Origin of the sequence: Streptomyces pyxinicus (assembly GCF_024753135.1) — a bacterium.
Taxonomy (GTDB): domain Bacteria; phylum Actinomycetota; class Actinomycetes; order Streptomycetales; family Streptomycetaceae; genus Streptomyces; species Streptomyces pyxinicus.
The window spans coordinates 478,243-494,793 of sequence record NZ_JANUGP010000002.1; the positions used below are offsets into that span (position 1 = coordinate 478,243).

A 16,551-nucleotide genomic window follows, 5' to 3' on the forward strand; every position below is an offset into this window, starting at 1 on the left:
GGGACCGCTTCCGAGCGGTCTCGCTCAGCTGTGCGGGGTCAGCTGCACGACGGACTTCCCGGTGTTCTCGCCGCGGAGCATCCCGAGGAAGGCGTCCACGGTTCGCTCGAACCCGTCCGTGACACTGAGCCGGTCGGTGACGCGCCCTGACCGCAGGTGCGGTACCAGGAACTCCTCCCACTCGGTCTGCGCGTCGCGGTGGTTGGCCACGAGGAAGCCCTCCAGCCGGATACTCTTCGCGACCAGGTCGAACAGGTTGCGGGGCGCCGCGGGGGCGGAGGTCATGTTGTACTGCGCGATTGCACCGCACCAGGCGATCCGGCCGGATTCGCGCATCGCCTCGACGGCCGCTTCCAGGTGCTCCCCACCGACGTTCTCAAGGCAGACGTCGATACCGTCCGGGGCGGCCTCGGCGAGCTGGGCGGAGACCGACGGCCCCGCCCGGTGGTCGAAGGCCGCGTCGAAGCCGAGTTCCTCGGTCAGGATGCGGACCTTGTCCGCCGAGCCGGCGCTGCCCACGATCCGGCCGGCACCGAGAAGCCGGGCGAGCTGTCCCGCCGCGGAGCCGACTCCGCCCGCCGCCGCGGAGATATAGAGGGTCTCGCCCGGCCGCAGGTGGGCGATGCGGGTGAGGGCCACGTAGGCGGTCAGACCGGTGCCGCCGAGCAGGCCGAGGAAGGTCTGCGGCGCTATTCCGTCGTAGCGCGGCAGCACCCTGGCGTCCCGAGCAGTGAGCACCGTGTGCGTCCGCCAGCCGTCGCGATGGAAGACCAGCGAGCCTATGGGGAGTTCAGGGCTCTGGGTCTCGACCACGAGGCCGATGGAGCGGCCTTCGAGGGGCCTGTCCAGTTCCCAGTCCCCGTCCATGCACTCGCGCATGTACGGGTCCACGGACAGCCACAGATTCTCCACCAGGGCGTCGCCCGGTTCCAGCGCGGGCAGGACGAGTTCGGCCTCGGCGAAGTCCTCGGGCACGGGCATGCCCCGAGGCCGCCGACGTTGTTGGATGGCGCGGGCCGTGCGTACGGTGCCGTTCATGCCGCCGTCTCCTTCGCTGCTGTGGCCCGGGCCGCGACCGAGACGGTGTCGGCACTTTCCGTGAGGAAGCGGCGCACTTCTCCGGCGTCCGAGTGGGATGCCTCGATGAAGACGGGGACCTCCCACTCCTGATAGGTGATGTGCCGGGGAGTCTCCTGGTCCGGGGCGAGGACGTGGATCCGGTCGGCGCACGGGTGCGTGCCTATGTACGAGGGCACGTCGATCTGCCGTTCGGTGCCGGCGTCTGCGTCCAGGTGGTGGCCGGGGAAGGCGAGCCAGCCGTGGTAGCGGCCGGTGGGAGGCAGGCTCTCCGGCCGCGGGAGCCCCAGCCGGACGGCGATCTCGTGGGAGGGCAGGTGCACACCGGTGTGCTGCTCGTGGGTCTGGACGACAGACGCGCCGCCGACCCGGTTGGCGACCTCCAGGAAGACCAGTTCTCCCGCGCCGGTCTCGAAGAACTCCAGGTGGAGAGAGCCCTCCTCGATGCCGATGGCCGTCACCACCCGCTCGGCGAAGGCCCGGTACTCCGGCGAGACCTCCTCCTGGTGTGAGCCGAGCGGCGTTCCCGAGGCGTAGTCGACGGGCTTGTTGACGTAGCGGCTGACCGACAGGCTCACGATCCGGCCGTCCACGACGAGGCCGTCGGCGTGCAGAAGGTCCCCGTCGATGTGCTCCTCCAGCTGGAACTCCCCGCGTTCGGGGAGTTTCCGGTAGGCGGTGAGCGCCTCGCGGGCCGTCTCGTGCACGGTGACGTTCTCGCTGGAGGCGCCCTGGCGCGGTTTGAGGACCGTACGGCCCTCCCACGGCAGCGGCCGGCACGGTGCAGGTTCGGCCACGAAGCGAGGGAAGCGCAGGCCGGAGCCGGCCAAGGCCTCCTTCATGCGCACCTTGTCGCGGACCCGCTCCAGCCGTTCGAGGTCCGGCCCGTCGATGCCCAGGTGCCGGCGGACATGCCAGGCCTCGGTGATGCCGAACTCGGACAGGGCGAGCACCTTCTCGTAGCCGTCGGCCTGGGAGGTGCGGGCGCTGATGCCGGCGACCAGGTCCTCGCCGGTGTCCAGGACGACGCGCTCGCAGCGCAACCCCTCGGGGAGGTCGGCCATCCGGTGGGGGTGCCCGATGTAGGTCACGTGGTGCCGCTCGTGGTCGATGCCCCGGTGGTAGGCGATCTTCCGGTATGGCACCTGGTGTATGACGAGGATCTTCATCCCTGGTACTCCAAGGTCGTGATGCCCCAGCTGAAGCCCATGGCGCTGGTGGCGAGCATGATCAGGTCGCCGGACCGCAGCCGGCCCGCGTCCCGAAGGTCTCCGAGGGCGATGAGGGTGTCGGCGCCGCCCATGTGGGCGAGGCGGTCGTAGTTGAAGACGCTGCGCTCGGCGGGGATGCCCAGGCTGCCGAGCAGCCGTTCGTGCATGTCGCGGTCGCCGTGGTTGATCAGGAAGTGGGCGATGTTGTCCCGGGTGCGGCCGACAGCGGCCAGGTTCTCGTCCACCAGGGCGGTGAACTGGCGCACATAGGCGTCCGCGAGGCCCGTGCGGTGGGCCGTACGCTTGATCAGAACGCGGCCGTCGGCCGGTTCCCCCGCGTAGTAGTCGGCCCAGCTGCCGTCGGTGCGCATGGCGGAGTGCAGGAAGCGGAAACGGCCCGCACCGCCCTGAAGCAGCACCGCCGCAGCCGCATCACCGAAGTTGAACAGAGCCTTGGAATCCGGGTCACGGTAGTCCACCATCCGGCTCAGCCGGTCCGAGACGAGGACGAGGGCGTACTCGCCCTCGTTCAGGGCACCTGCCGCGCACAGCAGGCGGATCGCGGTCATTCCGGCGTTGCAGAAGTTCGCGACTTCGTAGCAGTGGGCGTCGTCGGCGCCCAGCAGGTGGCCGACCTTCGCGGCCGGGGACCAGAAGGGCCGGTCCCACTCGCCGGACCCGGCGTAGACGACCTGTCGGATCCGGGAGGCCGGCACGCCGGTGCGGTCGAGAACGGTACGGGCCGCGCCGAGCGCAAGCTCCCAGGACCGCTCGCCGTCGGCGAGTACCGGGAAGCTCTCGCAGTGCGTGATCCGTGCCAGGTCCGCGAGGGCGACACCGGAGGCGCTGTGCATCGCCCGGATGTCGGCCCTCGCGGAGGGGAAGGCGACGGCGAAGTCGACTATGCCGCCCACTGCCCGCCCTCGATGCTCACCCGGTGCACGGTGCGATCCACCCCGGGCTCCACCTCAGTCGCGGCGTGGTATGTGGTCGCCGTCTTCCACACCACCAGGTCGTTGGTGGTCCAGCGGTGGGTGTAGACGTGCTCCGGGTCCTGGATGAGCCGGTCGATCACGGCGAAGAACTCCGCGTTCTCGTTGGCGTCGAAGCCCACCACCGAGTGCATGTACTCCGGGGCGCCGTACAGGTAGGAGCGGCCGGTGTACGGATCCCGCCGTACCAGCGGGTGTTCGACGGGCGGGTACTCCTGGTTGACCAGTTCCTTGAACTCGGCGATGGACAGGCCGACGTGGTCGGCGGAGATCCGCTGGCGTTTGGTCACGGTGTGCAGGGCCGTGCGGCCGGCGATCTTGTCCTTCCACTCCTGCGGCAGGCGGTCGTATACGTCGGCAGCGCTGGCGTACAGGGTGTGGCCGCTGGTGCTCGGCACCTGGACGCCGTGCAGCATCGTGTACGGCGCCGGATCCTTCATGTAGGAGGAGTCCTGGTGCCAGAAGTTGCCGACCCGGGCGACGCCGACGGGGCGATTGGCCTTCATGGCGTTCGAGGAGATCATGATCTCCGCGTGCTCGGGGTGACGGTATTTGGCCATCAGGAACGGCACCGGTCGGCCGACCTTGGCGGCAAGCTCGATCTGCTGGGCCGGGGTGATCTCCAGGCCGCGAATCACCGCGAGTTCGTGCCGGTGGACGAGGCCGAGGAACTGCTCGAAGACCTCGGGGCGCCGCAGGTCCTCGGCATCGACTCCGGTCAGTTCGGCGCCGATGGACGGGGTCAGCTGCTTTGTCTCCATGGGTGAATCTCCTTGGCGAAAAGGTGGGAAGGGCCGGTTGACCCGTTCGGGACCGGTTCAGGACTCGTCGAGGCAGACGCGCAGAGCGCGGACGAATTCCTCGATCTGCCGCTGGGTGCGGAACGGAGCGACGGTCACGCGGAACCGCTCTCCGCCCTTGGCGACGGAGGGGTAGTTGATCGGCTGGACGTAGATGCCGAACTCGTCGAGCAGCCGTCGCGAGACGCGCTTGACGCGCTCACCTCCCGGTACGAGCACGGGGACGAGGTGGCTCTCGGCATCGATGAAGTCGATGTCGGCTGCGTGCAGCGCGGCACGCATACGAGCCGCGTTCTCCCGGAGCGCCCGGCGGAGTTCGCCCCCCTCCGAGGACTGGATGACATCGAGGCTGTGCCGTGTCGCGTCGAGACTCGACCGCGGAATGGTGGTGGTGAAGATAAATCCCGGAGCGTGCGAGCGCACGTAGTCCAGGGCGGTGTCGGGGCCGGCCACATAGCCGCCGGTGGTGCCGACGGCCTTACCGAAGACGCCCTGCACGAAGGTGGGCCGGTGTTCTCCGATTTCCTCGCAGATTCCGGCGCCGGTCGGGCCGTTGACACCGATCGCGTGGGTTTCGTCCAAGTAGGTCATCGCGTTGTACCGGTCGGCCAGATCGCAGATCTCGCGGATCGGCGCGATGTCACCGTCCATCGAATAGACCGACTCGAACACGATCAGCTTGGGACGCTCGATGTCATACCGGGAAAGAAGTTCTTCCAGGGCCCGTACATCGTTGTGCGGAAACACATGCTTGGGGTTTCCGGAGGCCCGGATTCCCTCGATCAGTGATCGGTGGTTGAGGGAGTCCGAGAAGACCACCGCCTCCGGAACAGCGGCCAGCAGTGTCGACAGCGTCTCGAAGTTGGCGACATATCCGCTGGAGAAGACCAGTGCGCGGGACGCCCGGTGCCAGGAGGCGAGCCGGCGTTCGAGGTCGACGTGCGCCTCACTGGTTCCCGCGATGTTGCGCGATCCGCCGTTGCCGGTGCCGTGCCGCCGGGTCGAGGCGATCTGCGCCTCCATGACCTTCGGGTTCTGACTCATGCCCAGGTAGTCGTTGGTGCACCAGACCTGGATGCGCCGCCCCTGGTGCATCGCGTGGCCGGGCTCGGCCGCCAGGTAGGAACAGGGTGTGAACTCCCGATAGAGACCGGACGATTTCAGGTCTTCCAGCCGCTTGCTCAGTCCGCCGAAGACGGAGTCGGGCTGTGTTTCGAGTGGAAGGGCCGACATGATGTCTCCTACGCAAAAAGGGTGGGAATTGAGGCCGGTCGCACGGCTCGCATCAGCCCCATTGCGAGTCATTCATCGGCGCTGCGGACACGGCCCTCTCGATCCCCGTCCCGGCCACGGAGCCGCCGGAGGAAACCCCCAGTACCGTCAGAACGGCTGCCGCGAGACCGATGAGAGTGTGCTGAAGAACGCGCTTCTTACGCATGAGAACCCCCCAGGTTTCTGCCGGGCCTAGTTGATCAGGCCCGTGATCAGAATCATGGGGGCCGCTTCTGGTCGGGCAAAGGGATTTCCTGGAGCATGAACGTGCAACGGCAGGATATGAAGGATCGGCATATGTGCACAAACTTGGTCATAGCGGGCGAAAGCTCTATGCCCGAGATCTGCGAGGAGGGTCTGAGCTTCTACGCGGAGGCTCTGAGGGGGAGTGAGCCGTCAGATGAATGTCCTGAATGTCTGCTGTCGCTGGGCTTGTTGCGCCGGATACCGGGGGGGCGGTTCGCGGCGGTCCCTCCGGGCCTGGCCGCCAACACCGTGACGCGCCCGATGGAAAGGACGATCGAGGAGGCCCAGCGCGCCCTCAGCGCGGCCCGGACCTCCCTCCACCGGGCCGAAGAGGTCTACTGGGACAGCGCACGCGGCGACGGCGACACGTCCATACGCGTCATCCGCGGCGCGGACGTCATCAGCGCCACGCTCTCCTCCGCCGTGCACTCCTGCCATGAGGAACTTCTGACCGCGCAACCGGCAGGCGGCCGGCCGCAGGAACTCCTGCGGAAGGCGCTCGACAGCGATCTGCCCGCGCTGGAGCGTGGGATCCGCCAACGGACCATCTACCAGCACACCGTCCGCACTCACGGACCGACTTTGTCCTACGTGGAGCGGATCTCGGCGGCCGGTGCCGAGGTGCGCACTCTGGACGAGGTGTTCGACCGGCTCATCGTGTGCGACCGCAGGATCGCCTTCATCCCCGATCCGGTGGAGGAACGCCGACAGGTCGCGCTGGCCATCGAACACCCCGGGGTGGTCCGCTACCTGGTCGGCCTCTTCGAGCACTCCTGGGTGCGGGCCACCCCGCTGCCGCACACACCGAGCGAATACCGCCCGCCCCTGCTACTCGACGAGACCCGGAAGGCGGTCCTGCAGCTGATGGTCAACGGCTACACGGACAAGACCATCGCCAGCCGGCTCGGGATGAGCGTCCGGACGGTGGCCACCCATATGGCCAAGGCCTCGGAGGCCTTCGACAGCCGGAGCCGCGCCCAGCTCGCCTACCTGATCGCCAGGGCGGGCCTCCTCGACGAGGAGTTTCCCGAGGCTTCCGAACTCTGAGCCGCGGCGGGTCGGGCCGTCCCCGAGTAAGGCGCGGTCGGCATCTCATAGTCGCCGGACAACGGAGCCATGCGCTCCCCCGCTTCGTACGAGTTCGCGCTTGCGAGGGGTTGTGACGCGATGTCCAGGGCCGCACCCGTTGTCAGGAAGTCATGCGGCGTGGTGAAAGGCTTGGAGGTCAGAAGATCACGACGCCCACCAGGACGAACACCAGCTGGTGCAGCGCCTGACAGGTCGGCACCGCCCCGCTCGGCATTGAGATCGGCTACACACAGCCGGTCGATGCACACGTACACACGGCTCGTGATCGCCTACGACAGCGGCTGGGTACGGACGCTGATGGCGCGGCAGGGCAGCGGCGCTGGGGATGACATCTGGGTCGGGCAGTCATCGAGACCCCGGCGAAGTGAAGCAGACGTTGTCCTCGGGAACTCCTTCGTGCTCGGTGCCGCCGTCGTCGCGATAGCGCCACGTGAAGGGGAGGCCGCGAGCGGTCTCGGAGTCCGGCCCGCTCATGAGCTGGAAATGCAGGTGGGGTTCGGAGGAGTTGCCGGAGTTGCCGCAGTCGGCCAGCTGCTGGCCAGCGGTGACCCTGTCTCCCACGGCCACCCGAAGCGAGCCGCGCTTCAGGTGGGCGAAGCCCGCGTACACGCCCTTCCCGAGTTCGAGGATGACGTAGTTGCCCCAGAGATGGCGGGGCCGGCCCAGACTGCGGACGAAGCCTTCCAGGTAGAGATAGAGGAAGCCCGGCAGCGATGTGCGGCAGAAGTGATCGCGCTGACGGTCGGCGGTGGCCACGACCATGCCGTCTCCGGGGGCCAGCACCGGGCTGCCGAAGGCCGGGTAGTGGTGGGGACGCCTGCCGAGCGGCCACAGCCAGCGGAAGGACGGCGCCGGTTCCTCGACCGGGTGCCGCGTCAGGTCGATGGCGTACGTCTGCGCGTGGCTGTGCGTATGACTGGGGACCTTGGTGCCGGGCCCGTTGAGTGCGCGCCAGCGTCCGTGGACGGGCACCTCGACCCGGACGGGTGACTGTCCTCGCGGTGGCCGCTGGTTGCGCCACATCCCCCAGCGCATCAGGCCGCCGAGCACCAGGAGGGCGGCCCCCGTGAACCACAAAGGGCCCAGCCCTTGGCCGTTCACGAGAACGCAGAGGGCCCCGGCAGCGAGGAACAGGCCGTGGCGCTTCCACAGGGACGTCAGCAAGAGTGCACCTCGTTCATTGGGTCAATGCGGCGATTCGACGCTGTTCGGAGAGATCAATACTGGTTGACGGTCCAAGGAGCACGGGCATCAGATGTGCTCCTGACCCTGTGTCGGGGACAGGTCGGGGGACGTCCGTATGCCGTGGTGCCGTCGGAGTGCCGAGAGGGCGGCGAGGTGGCCGCACATGCCGTGGACGGACGGGCCCGGCGGAGTCGAGGCCGAGCACAGGTACACGCCTCGCAGGGGAGTGGTGTACGGGTCCCGGCGCGGGGTCGGGCGGGCCAGGCTCTGGCGCAGGGTCAGTGCACCGGATGCGATGTCCCCGCCGACGTAATTCGGGTTGTACGTCTCGTACTGGGCCGCCGACAAGCCGCGAGAGGCGGTGATCGTGTCCGTGAACCCGGGGGCGTACGCCTCGATACGCGCACGGATCATCCCGACCGGGTCCCGGGTGTCTCCGTTGGGCACGTGGGCGTATGCCCACACCGGGCGTTTGTGGCCGGAGGCGCGTGTCGGGTCGGTGACGGCCGGGTCGACGACCAGCGTGAACGGGTCGGGGACCTGCCGGCCCGCGGCGGTCGCGTTCTCCTGTCCGATGATGTCGGTGTGCGGGCCGCCGAGGTGCACCGTGCCGGCCTGCCGCAAGAGGGGGTTGGTCCACGGGATGGGTTCGCTGACCAGGAAGTCGGCCTTGGCCGCGCCCGGGCCGTAGCGGTAGCGGCGCAGGCGTCGGCGGTATGCCGGCGGAAGCCGGTCTCCGGCGATGGTGAGGAATTCCCTGGGGCTCACGTCCAGGAGGACGAGGGGTACGTCGCCCAGCTCCGCCAGGTCCTTGACGTGATGGCTGGTGTGAAGGGTGCCGCCATGGGCGGTGATGTCGGCGATGAGTGCGTCGGCGATGCGGATGCTTCCGCCTTCCGGCAGCGGCCAGCCGCTGGAGTGGGCGGTGTGGGCCAGCAGCAGGGCCACCGCCGCCGATGCCATCGACGGCAGTTTCCCGACGGCGTGGGCGGCCACGCCTGTCAGCAGGGCTCTGGCCTCAGCGGTGGTGAACGGTGTGCGGTTCGTGGCATGGGCCAGGATCCGGGGCGCCAGCAGTGCCGGCACACGGAGGTCGCGGGGCAGGGAACGCTGGTCGGAGAGAAGCAGGTCGACCACGGCGGTGGACCGTTCCGCCAGTGGGCCCAGCAGGCGTGTCCAGCGCGGTCCGTCGGCGCCGAGGTGTTCGGCCGTGCGTGTGATGCTCCGCCAGGCCGCCGCCGCGTGTCCGTCGGGCAGGGCGTGGGCGTAGGGAATGTCGGGCTGGAGGAGGCGGACGCCGCGCGCGGGCAGGTCGAAGGACCGGAAGAACGCGGACGCGCCGGCCATCGGGTGGACCGCCGAGCAGATGTCGTGGACGACGGCGCTGTCGAAGAGCGACGTCGAGCGCAGGCCGCCGCCCGGGGTGTCGGCCTGTTCGTGCAGGACCACTTCGAGCCCGGCTCTGGCGAGCGTGACGGCGGCGGCGAGTCCGTTGGGACCCGTACCCACGATCGCGGCGTCGGTCACCGCGCACCTCCCCTCGCGGGGGTCAGCTGTCCGCCGGCGAGGCGTCGGTACGTCGTGTCGCTCTCCATCAGCTCGGCGTGGGTACCGCTGGCACGCAGCCTTCCGTCCTCGATCACGAGGATGCGGTCCGCGCCGATGGTGGTGGAGAGGCGGTGGGCGATGGTGAGGACGAGGCACCGCGTGCCGATGTCGGCGATGGCCGAGCGAAGCGCGGTCTCGGAGTCGGAGTCGAGGTGCGCGGTGGCTTCGTCCAGCAGCAGGACGTCCGGGCGGGCGAGAAGGGCGCGGGCGATGGCGAGGCGCTGGCGTTGCCCGCCGGACAGTCCGGTCCCGCCCTCGCCCAAAGAGGTGTCCAAGCCGTCCGGCAGTGCGCTGACGACGTCGGTGAGGTGAGCCGCGGCCAGGGCTTCGTCGATGTCGGCGGCAGTGGCGTCAGGGCAGGCGTAGGTGAGGTTCTCTCTGACGGTTCCGCGCAGCAAGGGCGCGTCCTGCTCGACGAGGCCGATGCGGGATCGCAGTTCGTCCAGGCGTATGGCGCTTATGTCCGCGCCCGACAGGCGGACCGTTCCCTCGTCGGGCGTCCGGAAGCGCTCGATGAGCTGGAACAGTGTGGTCTTGCCCGACCCGGAAGGACCCACGATCGCGGTGACGCCCGTGGGCGGAAGCGAGAACGACACCCCTGTCAGGGCAGGCGTGGCGGTGTCACCGTAGGAGAACGTGACACCCTCGAACTCGACGGCGAACGCACCCACGACAGGTACAGGAGCCGGGGCGCCCTCGGTGGGCTCTGTCTCGATGTGGGCCAGGTCCTTGACCCGGTCGATCGCGGCGCGTCCCTGCTGGATCTCCCCGAGTGCCATGAACAGCATCACGAGAGGGGATACCAGGTAGAAGAGGTACATGATGAACGCGGTGAGGTCCTCGATGGGCAGCGCACCCGTGGCAGTACGGGACATGCCCCAGGCGATCACCACGGCGAGGGACACCTGGGTGCCCACGTTCATGGCAGGCATCAGCAGGGCCGACAGACGAGTGACACGGATACCGCTGAGCCGCGCGGCGTCCGCCAGCTCTCCGATCCGTTCGGCTTCGCGCTCTTCGGCGCGGGACGCTTTCACCGTTGTGAGGGCACCCAGGACCCGCAGGAGAGCAGATCCGTAGTCGCTCGTGTGCTGGCGGTTCGTCACCGCGGCCGCACGCACGGCTCGCGCCAGAGCGAGCCCGATCGCCGAAGCCGCACCGAGGCAGCCGGCGGTGGCCAGCAGCATGCGCCAGTCGAGCCAGAGCATGACGCCGACGCAGCCGATGACCGTGAATCCAGAAGTGATCATCTGGGATACGGAAGACGACAGTGCGACGCGCGCCAAGGAGGTGTCACCGAGGGTACGGGTGAAGATGTCGCCGTGTTCGAGCCGGTGGAACGCGCGGATACGGGCGTGCAGGAGACGCCCTGTGAGGGTGGCCCGCATGTCGAACACCATGTTCTCGCCGGCTCGCCCGATGAGATAGAAGTGCGTGGCCGCCAGCAGCGCGTCCGCGACGAAGAGCCCGGCGAGGAACAGGATCGGCCGCGTGGTCGACTCGTCCACGGCCACCGCTTCGATCAGGTCGCCGATGAGCAGGGGCTGTAGAAGCGTCGCGGCCGTCCCGAGCAAGCCCAGCAGGATGCCCGCGCCGAGCAGGGTGCGGTGGCGGCGGACGACGGCGGAGAGGTTCACCGCCTGCTCCTGCCGAAGGCGATCGCGACGATCACAGCGATGCTGCCTCCGAAGACGAGGCTCTTGGCCCAGCCGGCCCTGGTGAGTTCGCCGCTTTCGCGGAAGACCATCAGCATGACCGGCACGGCGACGACGAAGGCGACGACGAAGGACACCACTCGATTGGTTGTCACCATGACTCCCTTCCCTGGTTGTGGCGTGGATGCGGGTGGTTGTGGTTCAGTCCCGGCTCACGCGTCCTTCCGATAAGTGGCGAGGAACATCGGATACTGAGAGGTGTACGGCGACAACTGCCAATCGGCGTAGTGGGCTTCGGGAGTGAGGCCGGCCGCGACGGCGTAGGCGTCGACTTCGTCCGGGGTGGTCAAGCGGGCGAGTTCGCTTCCCACGCGGGTGGTTCCATCGGCTTCGTACCAGACGTGGGAGCACTGCCAGAGATCGGATCCCGGGGGGAGGGTCGAGTGTGTCTGCAGTCCGGTACCGGGTTCCGGGTACGGGGTGAACAGCGTGGTGCGTGCCAGTCCTTCGTGCATCGCCTCGACAGCCGGCCGGTTGCCGGTCTCGATCACCAGACGGCCGTCCGGTACCAGGAGCTCTGCCGCCTGCCGCACGGTCTCTTGCTGGTCCTCCGGGGTCAGGAGCATGGACAGAATCCCGCAGACGGCGTAGACGAGGGCGTAGCCGCGGTCATCGTGATACGTGCGGATGTCCGCGTGGACACCTGTGACGTCCATGCTTCCCGGATCGTCGGCCAGCAGCGCCAGCATCTCCGGTGAGGAGTCGAGGCCGACGACACGGCCGACCTTCTGAGAGAGCGGGATGGCGATGCGGCCGGTCCCGACGCCGAATTCCAGGGTGCCCTGTCCTGGATCGGGATGAAGGCCGGCGAGCGTCTCCGCCGTGGTGAGGGCGTTGGCGTCCTTGGGAAAGAGGCGGTCGTACCAGGTGGCGAACTGCTTGCCGTACCCGATGTCGTCCACGGGGCCATTCATCTGCTGGTTCTCCTTACCAGGCTTCGGGCGGCGGTCGCCCCCGGTCGGGGGCGCCGGTTCGCGGCGCCCCGCCGGACGGCAGGGCGCCGCGTCATACCGTTGTGGTCGTGCGAGGCCTGTTGCTAGGCGACGACCAGGTGCTGCGGCGCCGGCGTCGTCATCGGCGTGTACGGCGAGACGAAGAGGGTCTCCGGCTGTTCGCCGCGGTCGTGTCCTGCGGCGCGGACCACCGCGAACTGGAATCCCTTCACGGCCTCCTCGCCCTGCTTCTCGCGGACGGTACGGCGGATGAACTCGACCAGCAGGTGGTAGGAGGACAGCGTCTGGGCCTGCCGGATCCCGCCTTTCTGCGCTTCCTGCAGGATGGCGGTGCAGATGTCGAAGACCGCCTTCTCCGGACGGCGGGAGGCGAACCAGAACGCCTGGTACAGCTTCCGGGACGCGATCATCTCGATCTCACGCCACTCGCTGGTCTCGCCGTCCAGATCAAGGGTCCGGTAGGTGTAGTGGAAGTCGTGAACCGCCGGGTTCGGGGCGAAAAACTTCCAGTTCGGCACCATGGAGAAAAGATCTCTGGTGCGAGCACGGTCGAAGACGAGGTGCGGATGCTGCGCGGCCAGTGTCGTCACCAGCATGCCCGCTCCCACCCATCGCGCGAGGGAGCCCGGACCGGTGAACGTGTCCTTGAAGAGGGCGACGGGCTTCATCGTTCAGCCCCTCCCTCGTGGGCGGCGACCGTGTCGGCCTCCTCGCTTCGGCGCTCTGCCGCCGCGAGGAACTCGGCCATGAGCTGAGCCGCCTCATGCGCATAGCGCGCCTCGGTCAGCATCGAGTCGTGATCGGCTCCCTCGATGACTTCGACCGCAGCCCGTCCGCCGTGGCTTCGATGGGCGCGAGCCAGCTCGTTGTACAGCAGCAACTGCTCGGGGTCCTGGTCCACGGTCTGCTGCGCGGCGATGATCAGCGCGGGGGTGGTGAGCGGTTCGACGGCCCCCGTGAACTCGGTGAACTCCTTCTCGACGGCCAGCCACTCCCGCTTGCCCGCGGTCCACAGGCGGGCGTCGGTGTACTGCGCGAACACCTTCTCGCGGTACGCCGCGGGCAGCCTGTCGACCCAGCCGGGCCGGCTCATCAGAACCCCCGTACCCAGACGGGTATACCGGGCTACATGGGTCAGTGTGACGCGCAGGTCCTTCGCTCCCGCGCGCTGGCGATCGGAGCGCTGCAGTTCCGCCGGGTGCGACGGATCGAGGTAGACAAGTCCCGCCAACCGGCCCGGTATGCGCTGAGCGAGTCGCCGGATCAGTTCCCCGCCCAGGGAATGACCGACCAGTACGACCTTGCGGTTCTCCGGTACGACGGCGCGTACCAGGTCTTCCAAGTCGTCGACCGACTCCGCCAACTCGTAGACGGCCTTGGTGTTGCGGCGGCTTCCCGCGTAGCCCGCCCGTGCGTAGGAGACGACGGCGTGCTCCGAGCCGTGCGCGAACCGTTCGGTGATCCACGCGAAGTGCTCCGAGGTGGAGGCCAGCCCCGCGCAGAACACCAGGACCGGAGCGTCCGAATCCGGGCCCCCGGTTTCGTACATCAGTTCGTTACCGTGCCGGGTAACGAGCTTCCGAGAGGTCGGCCAGCCTTCCAGAACGACGGCTCGACGCTGCGCAGCGACGGCAACACTGGCGGCGACACCGACTGCCAGCAGCAGGGCCGCCGCGCGGGCCGCCCGGTCGTCACGTCCCGTGACCGCGGGGTGGGCCTTGGGCGCCGTGGTGTAGGCGACCATCGGATGCATAGCGGGGAACGCCGTCATGAACCGTCCGAGCCCCATGACGAAGGCGTTGGCCACGTGAAAACCGCCGGCGGCGGCCAGGAACGGGCGAGTGAGGCGACCACCGGCCACATAGACGAGCGGGAAGAGGCACTCCATGGCCAAGGTCGCGTGCTGAACGGCCCTGGAGGCCTTCGGGTGACGTTGCGTCAGGCAGTAGATCGGCTCAGAACCATACGTCCGCGTCCGCATCACCCCCGGAAGGGCCGTCCCGTCCCGCCATTTGTCCCCCACCAGCTTGACCCAGCCGGAGACGCCATAGGACATGCTCGCCTGCACTCCGATATACCACAGAAGAGCGTCCTGAGTTTGCGGATTCTTTGCCAGTCGTGCAATACCGGTCACGCTTTGCACCAGATTTGCCACCTGGTCCGACCCGTCGGTCCCATAACGATGGCGAGCTTGCAGAAGACAGCTTGTGCCGCTCAGGAAAAGGCTTCCAACGCCGCGCCATCGGGAATTTCCTGGCAGGAGCATGCCGACGCTGACCGCAGCTCGCGCCCCATGCAGCGCCAGCGTGGTTTTCTTTCCGCTGACCCTGTCCGCGACTTTCCGGAGAGCCACGTTCTTGGCCTCCGGAGTCCTTTTCATGATCTCCCAGTCGTTCAGTCCACCGGGATTCATGTGCCTATGCTGACTCATGTACTCAAGAGAAGAGGAAAGCGTTGTCAGCGCTACCAGCCTCTCTGATACCCCTAACGCCCTGAGTCGCGAAATCGGCACAGGGCCGAAAGCAGCCGAGCTGATCCTTTTAAGGTACCTCAAGATCCCTCCTGACCGGTTAGCGGGTCGGCTAACATGGGAAAGCTGTCGGGCCGCGATTGGAGCGCGGCCCGACAGCTTCGTCGCACCAGCGGGATTTCTGCCGCAGGTGCCGCTACGGCCTGCGCTCAGCACGCAGGCGTCTGGGTGGGACTCAGCCGGCCGCGCGCCCGGCCTCGTAGGCACCGACCACCGCGGCACCCGCGGCCAACCCGCCGGCCGCGTAGGGGCACAGCGCCACGACGCTCGGCGTGAAGGCCACCGGCATCATCCGCACAACCTTGTCGCTCTCCCTCTCGGAAAGAGTCGGCGATGCCGCGTTGCGCGCGCTCTCTGTGATCCGGTTCATCGGGATCTCCCCCTCCTCAGCCGAAGACGCGCCCGGTGACGTACGCGCCGACGGGAATGGTGAATGCCACCGCCGCCGCCGCGATCTTGGCGCCCGCCGGAACGGCGACAACTGCGGGGGTGGCCATGATCGGCGTGCCGTTCGCCTTGGCCATTCCCTCCTTGAGAGAGGGCATCTCCTGCGTGTTCATGAAGGCTGCTATCTCAGCCACGACACTCTCCTTTTCGCCTCAATCCGTTGACTGGATCTTCTCGCAACGAAAAGCAGATCCCCGAGATGCGATTGCCGAAACGACCGGAAGGCGAGTACCGCTCGGCCGGAAACTCCCATAAGAATGGAAGATTGCCACACATAGCCCCCGTGTCATTACGTCACTGCTTCAGCATGGTGATCACTGATAGCTCCCCGTTGCGCTCCCACTATAGGAAACCTTTACTCAACGGGGTCAACCGCAAGGCGCGTGACGCACGCCACACTGACTCAAATCAGCTCCAGGGTCTCGACCGCCGCGCCGTGCGGCAGGGATCCGCACGTGGCCGAAAGGCTTCATCGGCCGCCCACCTCCTGCACACCGCTTGACCAGGGGACCCTTGCCATCACACCCCGAGGGGCACGCCATCCGTGCATGTCCGGAAAATGGGTTCGAATCAATCCAACCGAGCCCCCCTCGGTCGCCGCGGACGCGGACTTGCGATCATGTTGGCGAAAATCAATCGGGTGAAAAGCCCAGGTACCCCCAGGCGGCCTGGGATGCGTTCGCTACGCGCCAGATGGTGCCACCTGGCGTCAACCTGGTGCCACCTCACCACCATCGGGCGCGCTTGGCACCATCACAGCACGCGCCAGTTCCCCGCCACTCCCTCTAGGCCAGAGCGCCTCTCGTCCCGGCAGTCTGATGCCCTGCACCAAGAAGGCTTGCGCATGGTGCCATCGCGGTGCCACTATGGCGTCATGGACCTCACCCCCTATGTCGACACCCTCCGCCGCGACCTCGCGGTGGCCGCCGAAGCCGGCGGGGAGGACGCGCGTGCGCTGGCCGAGCGGCTGACCGCTCCGTTGGAGTCGGCGGCCCGGCTGACGTTGCTCAACGTGCTCTCCGCCGCGATGGACGAGATCACCCGTGAACTCGCGCCCGGCTCGGTCGACGTACGGCTGCGGGGGCTGGACCCGGACTTCGTGGTGACGCCCCCACCCGCCGACGAGGCTCCCGTGCAGGTGGCCGCCGGCCCGCCCGGCGAGACGGCCAAGGCGTTCGCCGAGGGGGATGAGGGCGGCACCGCCCGGGTCAACCTGCGGCTGCCGGCCCACCTCAAGGCGCGTGCCGAGGAGGCGGCGAACCGGGAGGGGCTGTCGGTCAACGCGTGGCTCGTTCGGGCCGTGTCGGCCGCGGTCGGCACCGGTACGCAGCCGCGGGCGGCCGAGCGGACCCGCACCATCGGACAGAGCTTCACGGGCTGGGTGCGCTAGACGCCCCGTACCCGCGCCCCCTCACTCCACCCACAT

At 68.1% G+C, this 16,551-nt stretch carries 16 protein-coding genes; 2 read left to right on the top strand and 14 right to left on the bottom strand.

Annotated features, from left to right (window positions below; genetic code table 11):
* Window positions 1-24 precede the first annotated feature (24 nt).
* The 5 genes from NX794_RS04740 to hemA are packed head-to-tail and all read right to left on the bottom strand — an operon-like array spanning window position 25 to window position 5,313.
* On the bottom strand, window positions 25-1,038 hold the full coding sequence (locus tag NX794_RS04740) for an MDR family NADP-dependent oxidoreductase (protein ID WP_258776870.1): 1,014 nt from the start codon (window positions 1,036-1,038) through the stop codon (window positions 25-27).
* Complete coding sequence (locus NX794_RS04745; protein WP_258776872.1) at window positions 1,035-2,246, bottom strand: ATP-grasp domain-containing protein; 1,212 nt, start codon at window positions 2,244-2,246, stop codon at window positions 1,035-1,037. Before NX794_RS04745 ends, NX794_RS04740 begins: the two co-directional genes overlap by 4 nt.
* A complete protein-coding gene (locus NX794_RS04750) occupies window positions 2,243-3,202 on the bottom strand; it encodes a 3-oxoacyl-ACP synthase III family protein (RefSeq protein WP_258776873.1) in 960 nt (319 codons plus the stop codon). Before NX794_RS04750 ends, NX794_RS04745 begins: the two co-directional genes overlap by 4 nt.
* Entirely contained in the window at window positions 3,190-4,041 is an 852-nt protein-coding gene (locus NX794_RS04755) for a TauD/TfdA dioxygenase family protein (RefSeq protein ID WP_258776875.1), read from the bottom strand. The genes NX794_RS04750 and NX794_RS04755 overlap by 13 nt, the downstream gene beginning before the upstream one ends.
* 57 nt (window positions 4,042-4,098) lie before the next feature.
* On the bottom strand, window positions 4,099-5,313 hold the full coding sequence (hemA, locus tag NX794_RS04760) for a 5-aminolevulinate synthase (RefSeq protein ID WP_258776876.1): 1,215 nt from the start codon (window positions 5,311-5,313) through the stop codon (window positions 4,099-4,101).
* A gap of 546 nt (window positions 5,314-5,859) precedes the next feature.
* Between hemA and NX794_RS04765 the strand changes: the two genes are divergently transcribed.
* Window positions 5,860-6,645: a helix-turn-helix transcriptional regulator gene (locus tag NX794_RS04765; RefSeq protein ID WP_258776877.1), complete on the top strand. Its 786-nt coding sequence runs from the start codon at window positions 5,860-5,862 to the stop codon at window positions 6,643-6,645.
* 387 nt (window positions 6,646-7,032) lie between these two features.
* Here NX794_RS04765 and NX794_RS04770 read toward each other — a convergent pair whose 3' ends face one another.
* From NX794_RS04770 to NX794_RS04810, 9 genes are all read right to left on the bottom strand, one after another.
* Window positions 7,033-7,851: a M23 family metallopeptidase gene (locus NX794_RS04770; RefSeq protein ID WP_258776878.1), complete on the bottom strand. Its 819-nt coding sequence runs from the start codon at window positions 7,849-7,851 to the stop codon at window positions 7,033-7,035.
* Window positions 7,852-7,938: 87 nt separating this feature from the next.
* The gene (locus tag NX794_RS04775; RefSeq protein ID WP_258776879.1) at window positions 7,939-9,399 is read right to left on the bottom strand and encodes a phytoene desaturase family protein; all 1,461 of its coding nucleotides are present in this window, start codon (window positions 9,397-9,399) and stop codon (window positions 7,939-7,941) included.
* Window positions 9,396-11,117 carry an ABC transporter ATP-binding protein gene (locus tag NX794_RS04780; protein ID WP_258776880.1) on the bottom strand — a complete coding sequence of 574 codons (1,722 nt, stop codon included), beginning with the start codon at window positions 11,115-11,117 and terminating at the stop codon, window positions 9,396-9,398. The genes NX794_RS04775 and NX794_RS04780 overlap by 4 nt, the downstream gene beginning before the upstream one ends.
* The gene (locus NX794_RS04785) at window positions 11,114-11,293 is read right to left on the bottom strand and encodes a hypothetical protein (RefSeq protein WP_258776881.1); all 180 of its coding nucleotides are present in this window, start codon (window positions 11,291-11,293) and stop codon (window positions 11,114-11,116) included. Before NX794_RS04785 ends, NX794_RS04780 begins: the two co-directional genes overlap by 4 nt.
* A gap of 54 nt (window positions 11,294-11,347) precedes the next feature.
* The gene (locus NX794_RS04790; protein ID WP_258776882.1) at window positions 11,348-12,109 is read right to left on the bottom strand and encodes a class I SAM-dependent methyltransferase; all 762 of its coding nucleotides are present in this window, start codon (window positions 12,107-12,109) and stop codon (window positions 11,348-11,350) included.
* 122 nt (window positions 12,110-12,231) lie between these two features.
* A complete protein-coding gene (locus NX794_RS04795; RefSeq protein ID WP_258776883.1) occupies window positions 12,232-12,816 on the bottom strand; it encodes a hypothetical protein in 585 nt (194 codons plus the stop codon).
* Complete coding sequence (locus NX794_RS04800; RefSeq protein WP_258776884.1) at window positions 12,813-14,561, bottom strand: alpha/beta fold hydrolase; 1,749 nt, start codon at window positions 14,559-14,561, stop codon at window positions 12,813-12,815. The genes NX794_RS04795 and NX794_RS04800 overlap by 4 nt, the downstream gene beginning before the upstream one ends.
* Window positions 14,562-14,853: 292 nt before the next feature.
* The gene (locus NX794_RS04805) at window positions 14,854-15,048 is read right to left on the bottom strand and encodes a hypothetical protein (protein ID WP_258776885.1); all 195 of its coding nucleotides are present in this window, start codon (window positions 15,046-15,048) and stop codon (window positions 14,854-14,856) included.
* 16 nt (window positions 15,049-15,064) lie between these two features.
* Window positions 15,065-15,259, bottom strand: coding sequence for a hypothetical protein (locus tag NX794_RS04810; RefSeq protein ID WP_258776886.1), 195 nt, complete (start codon window positions 15,257-15,259; stop codon window positions 15,065-15,067).
* A gap of 740 nt (window positions 15,260-15,999) precedes the next feature.
* Here NX794_RS04810 and NX794_RS04815 point away from each other — a divergent pair.
* Entirely contained in the window at window positions 16,000-16,515 is a 516-nt protein-coding gene (locus NX794_RS04815; RefSeq protein ID WP_258776887.1) for a toxin-antitoxin system HicB family antitoxin, read from the top strand.
* The last annotated feature ends 36 nt before the right edge of the window (window positions 16,516-16,551 follow it).

Bases quoted from the DNA above. Each gene is read 5' to 3' on its own strand.
- NX794_RS04740 (WP_258776870.1), bottom strand. From the start codon at position 1,038: ATGAACGGCACCGTACGCACGGCCCGCGCCATCCAACAACGTCGGCGG.
- NX794_RS04745 (WP_258776872.1), bottom strand. From the start codon at position 2,246: ATGAAGATCCTCGTCATACACCAGGTGCCATACCGGAAGATCGCCTAC.
- NX794_RS04755 (WP_258776875.1), bottom strand. From the start codon at position 4,041: ATGGAGACAAAGCAGCTGACCCCGTCCATCGGCGCCGAACTGACCGGA.
- hemA (WP_258776876.1), bottom strand. From the start codon at position 5,313: ATGTCGGCCCTTCCACTCGAAACACAGCCCGACTCCGTCTTCGGCGGA.
- NX794_RS04765 (WP_258776877.1), top strand. From the start codon at position 5,860: ATGGAAAGGACGATCGAGGAGGCCCAGCGCGCCCTCAGCGCGGCCCGG.
- NX794_RS04785 (WP_258776881.1), bottom strand. From the start codon at position 11,293: ATGGTGACAACCAATCGAGTGGTGTCCTTCGTCGTCGCCTTCGTCGTC.
- NX794_RS04790 (WP_258776882.1), bottom strand. From the start codon at position 12,109: ATGAATGGCCCCGTGGACGACATCGGGTACGGCAAGCAGTTCGCCACC.
- NX794_RS04795 (WP_258776883.1), bottom strand. From the start codon at position 12,816: ATGAAGCCCGTCGCCCTCTTCAAGGACACGTTCACCGGTCCGGGCTCC.
- NX794_RS04800 (WP_258776884.1), bottom strand. From the start codon at position 14,561: ATGAATCCCGGTGGACTGAACGACTGGGAGATCATGAAAAGGACTCCG.
- NX794_RS04805 (WP_258776885.1), bottom strand. From the start codon at position 15,048: ATGAACCGGATCACAGAGAGCGCGCGCAACGCGGCATCGCCGACTCTT.
- NX794_RS04815 (WP_258776887.1), top strand. From the start codon at position 16,000: ATGGACCTCACCCCCTATGTCGACACCCTCCGCCGCGACCTCGCGGTG.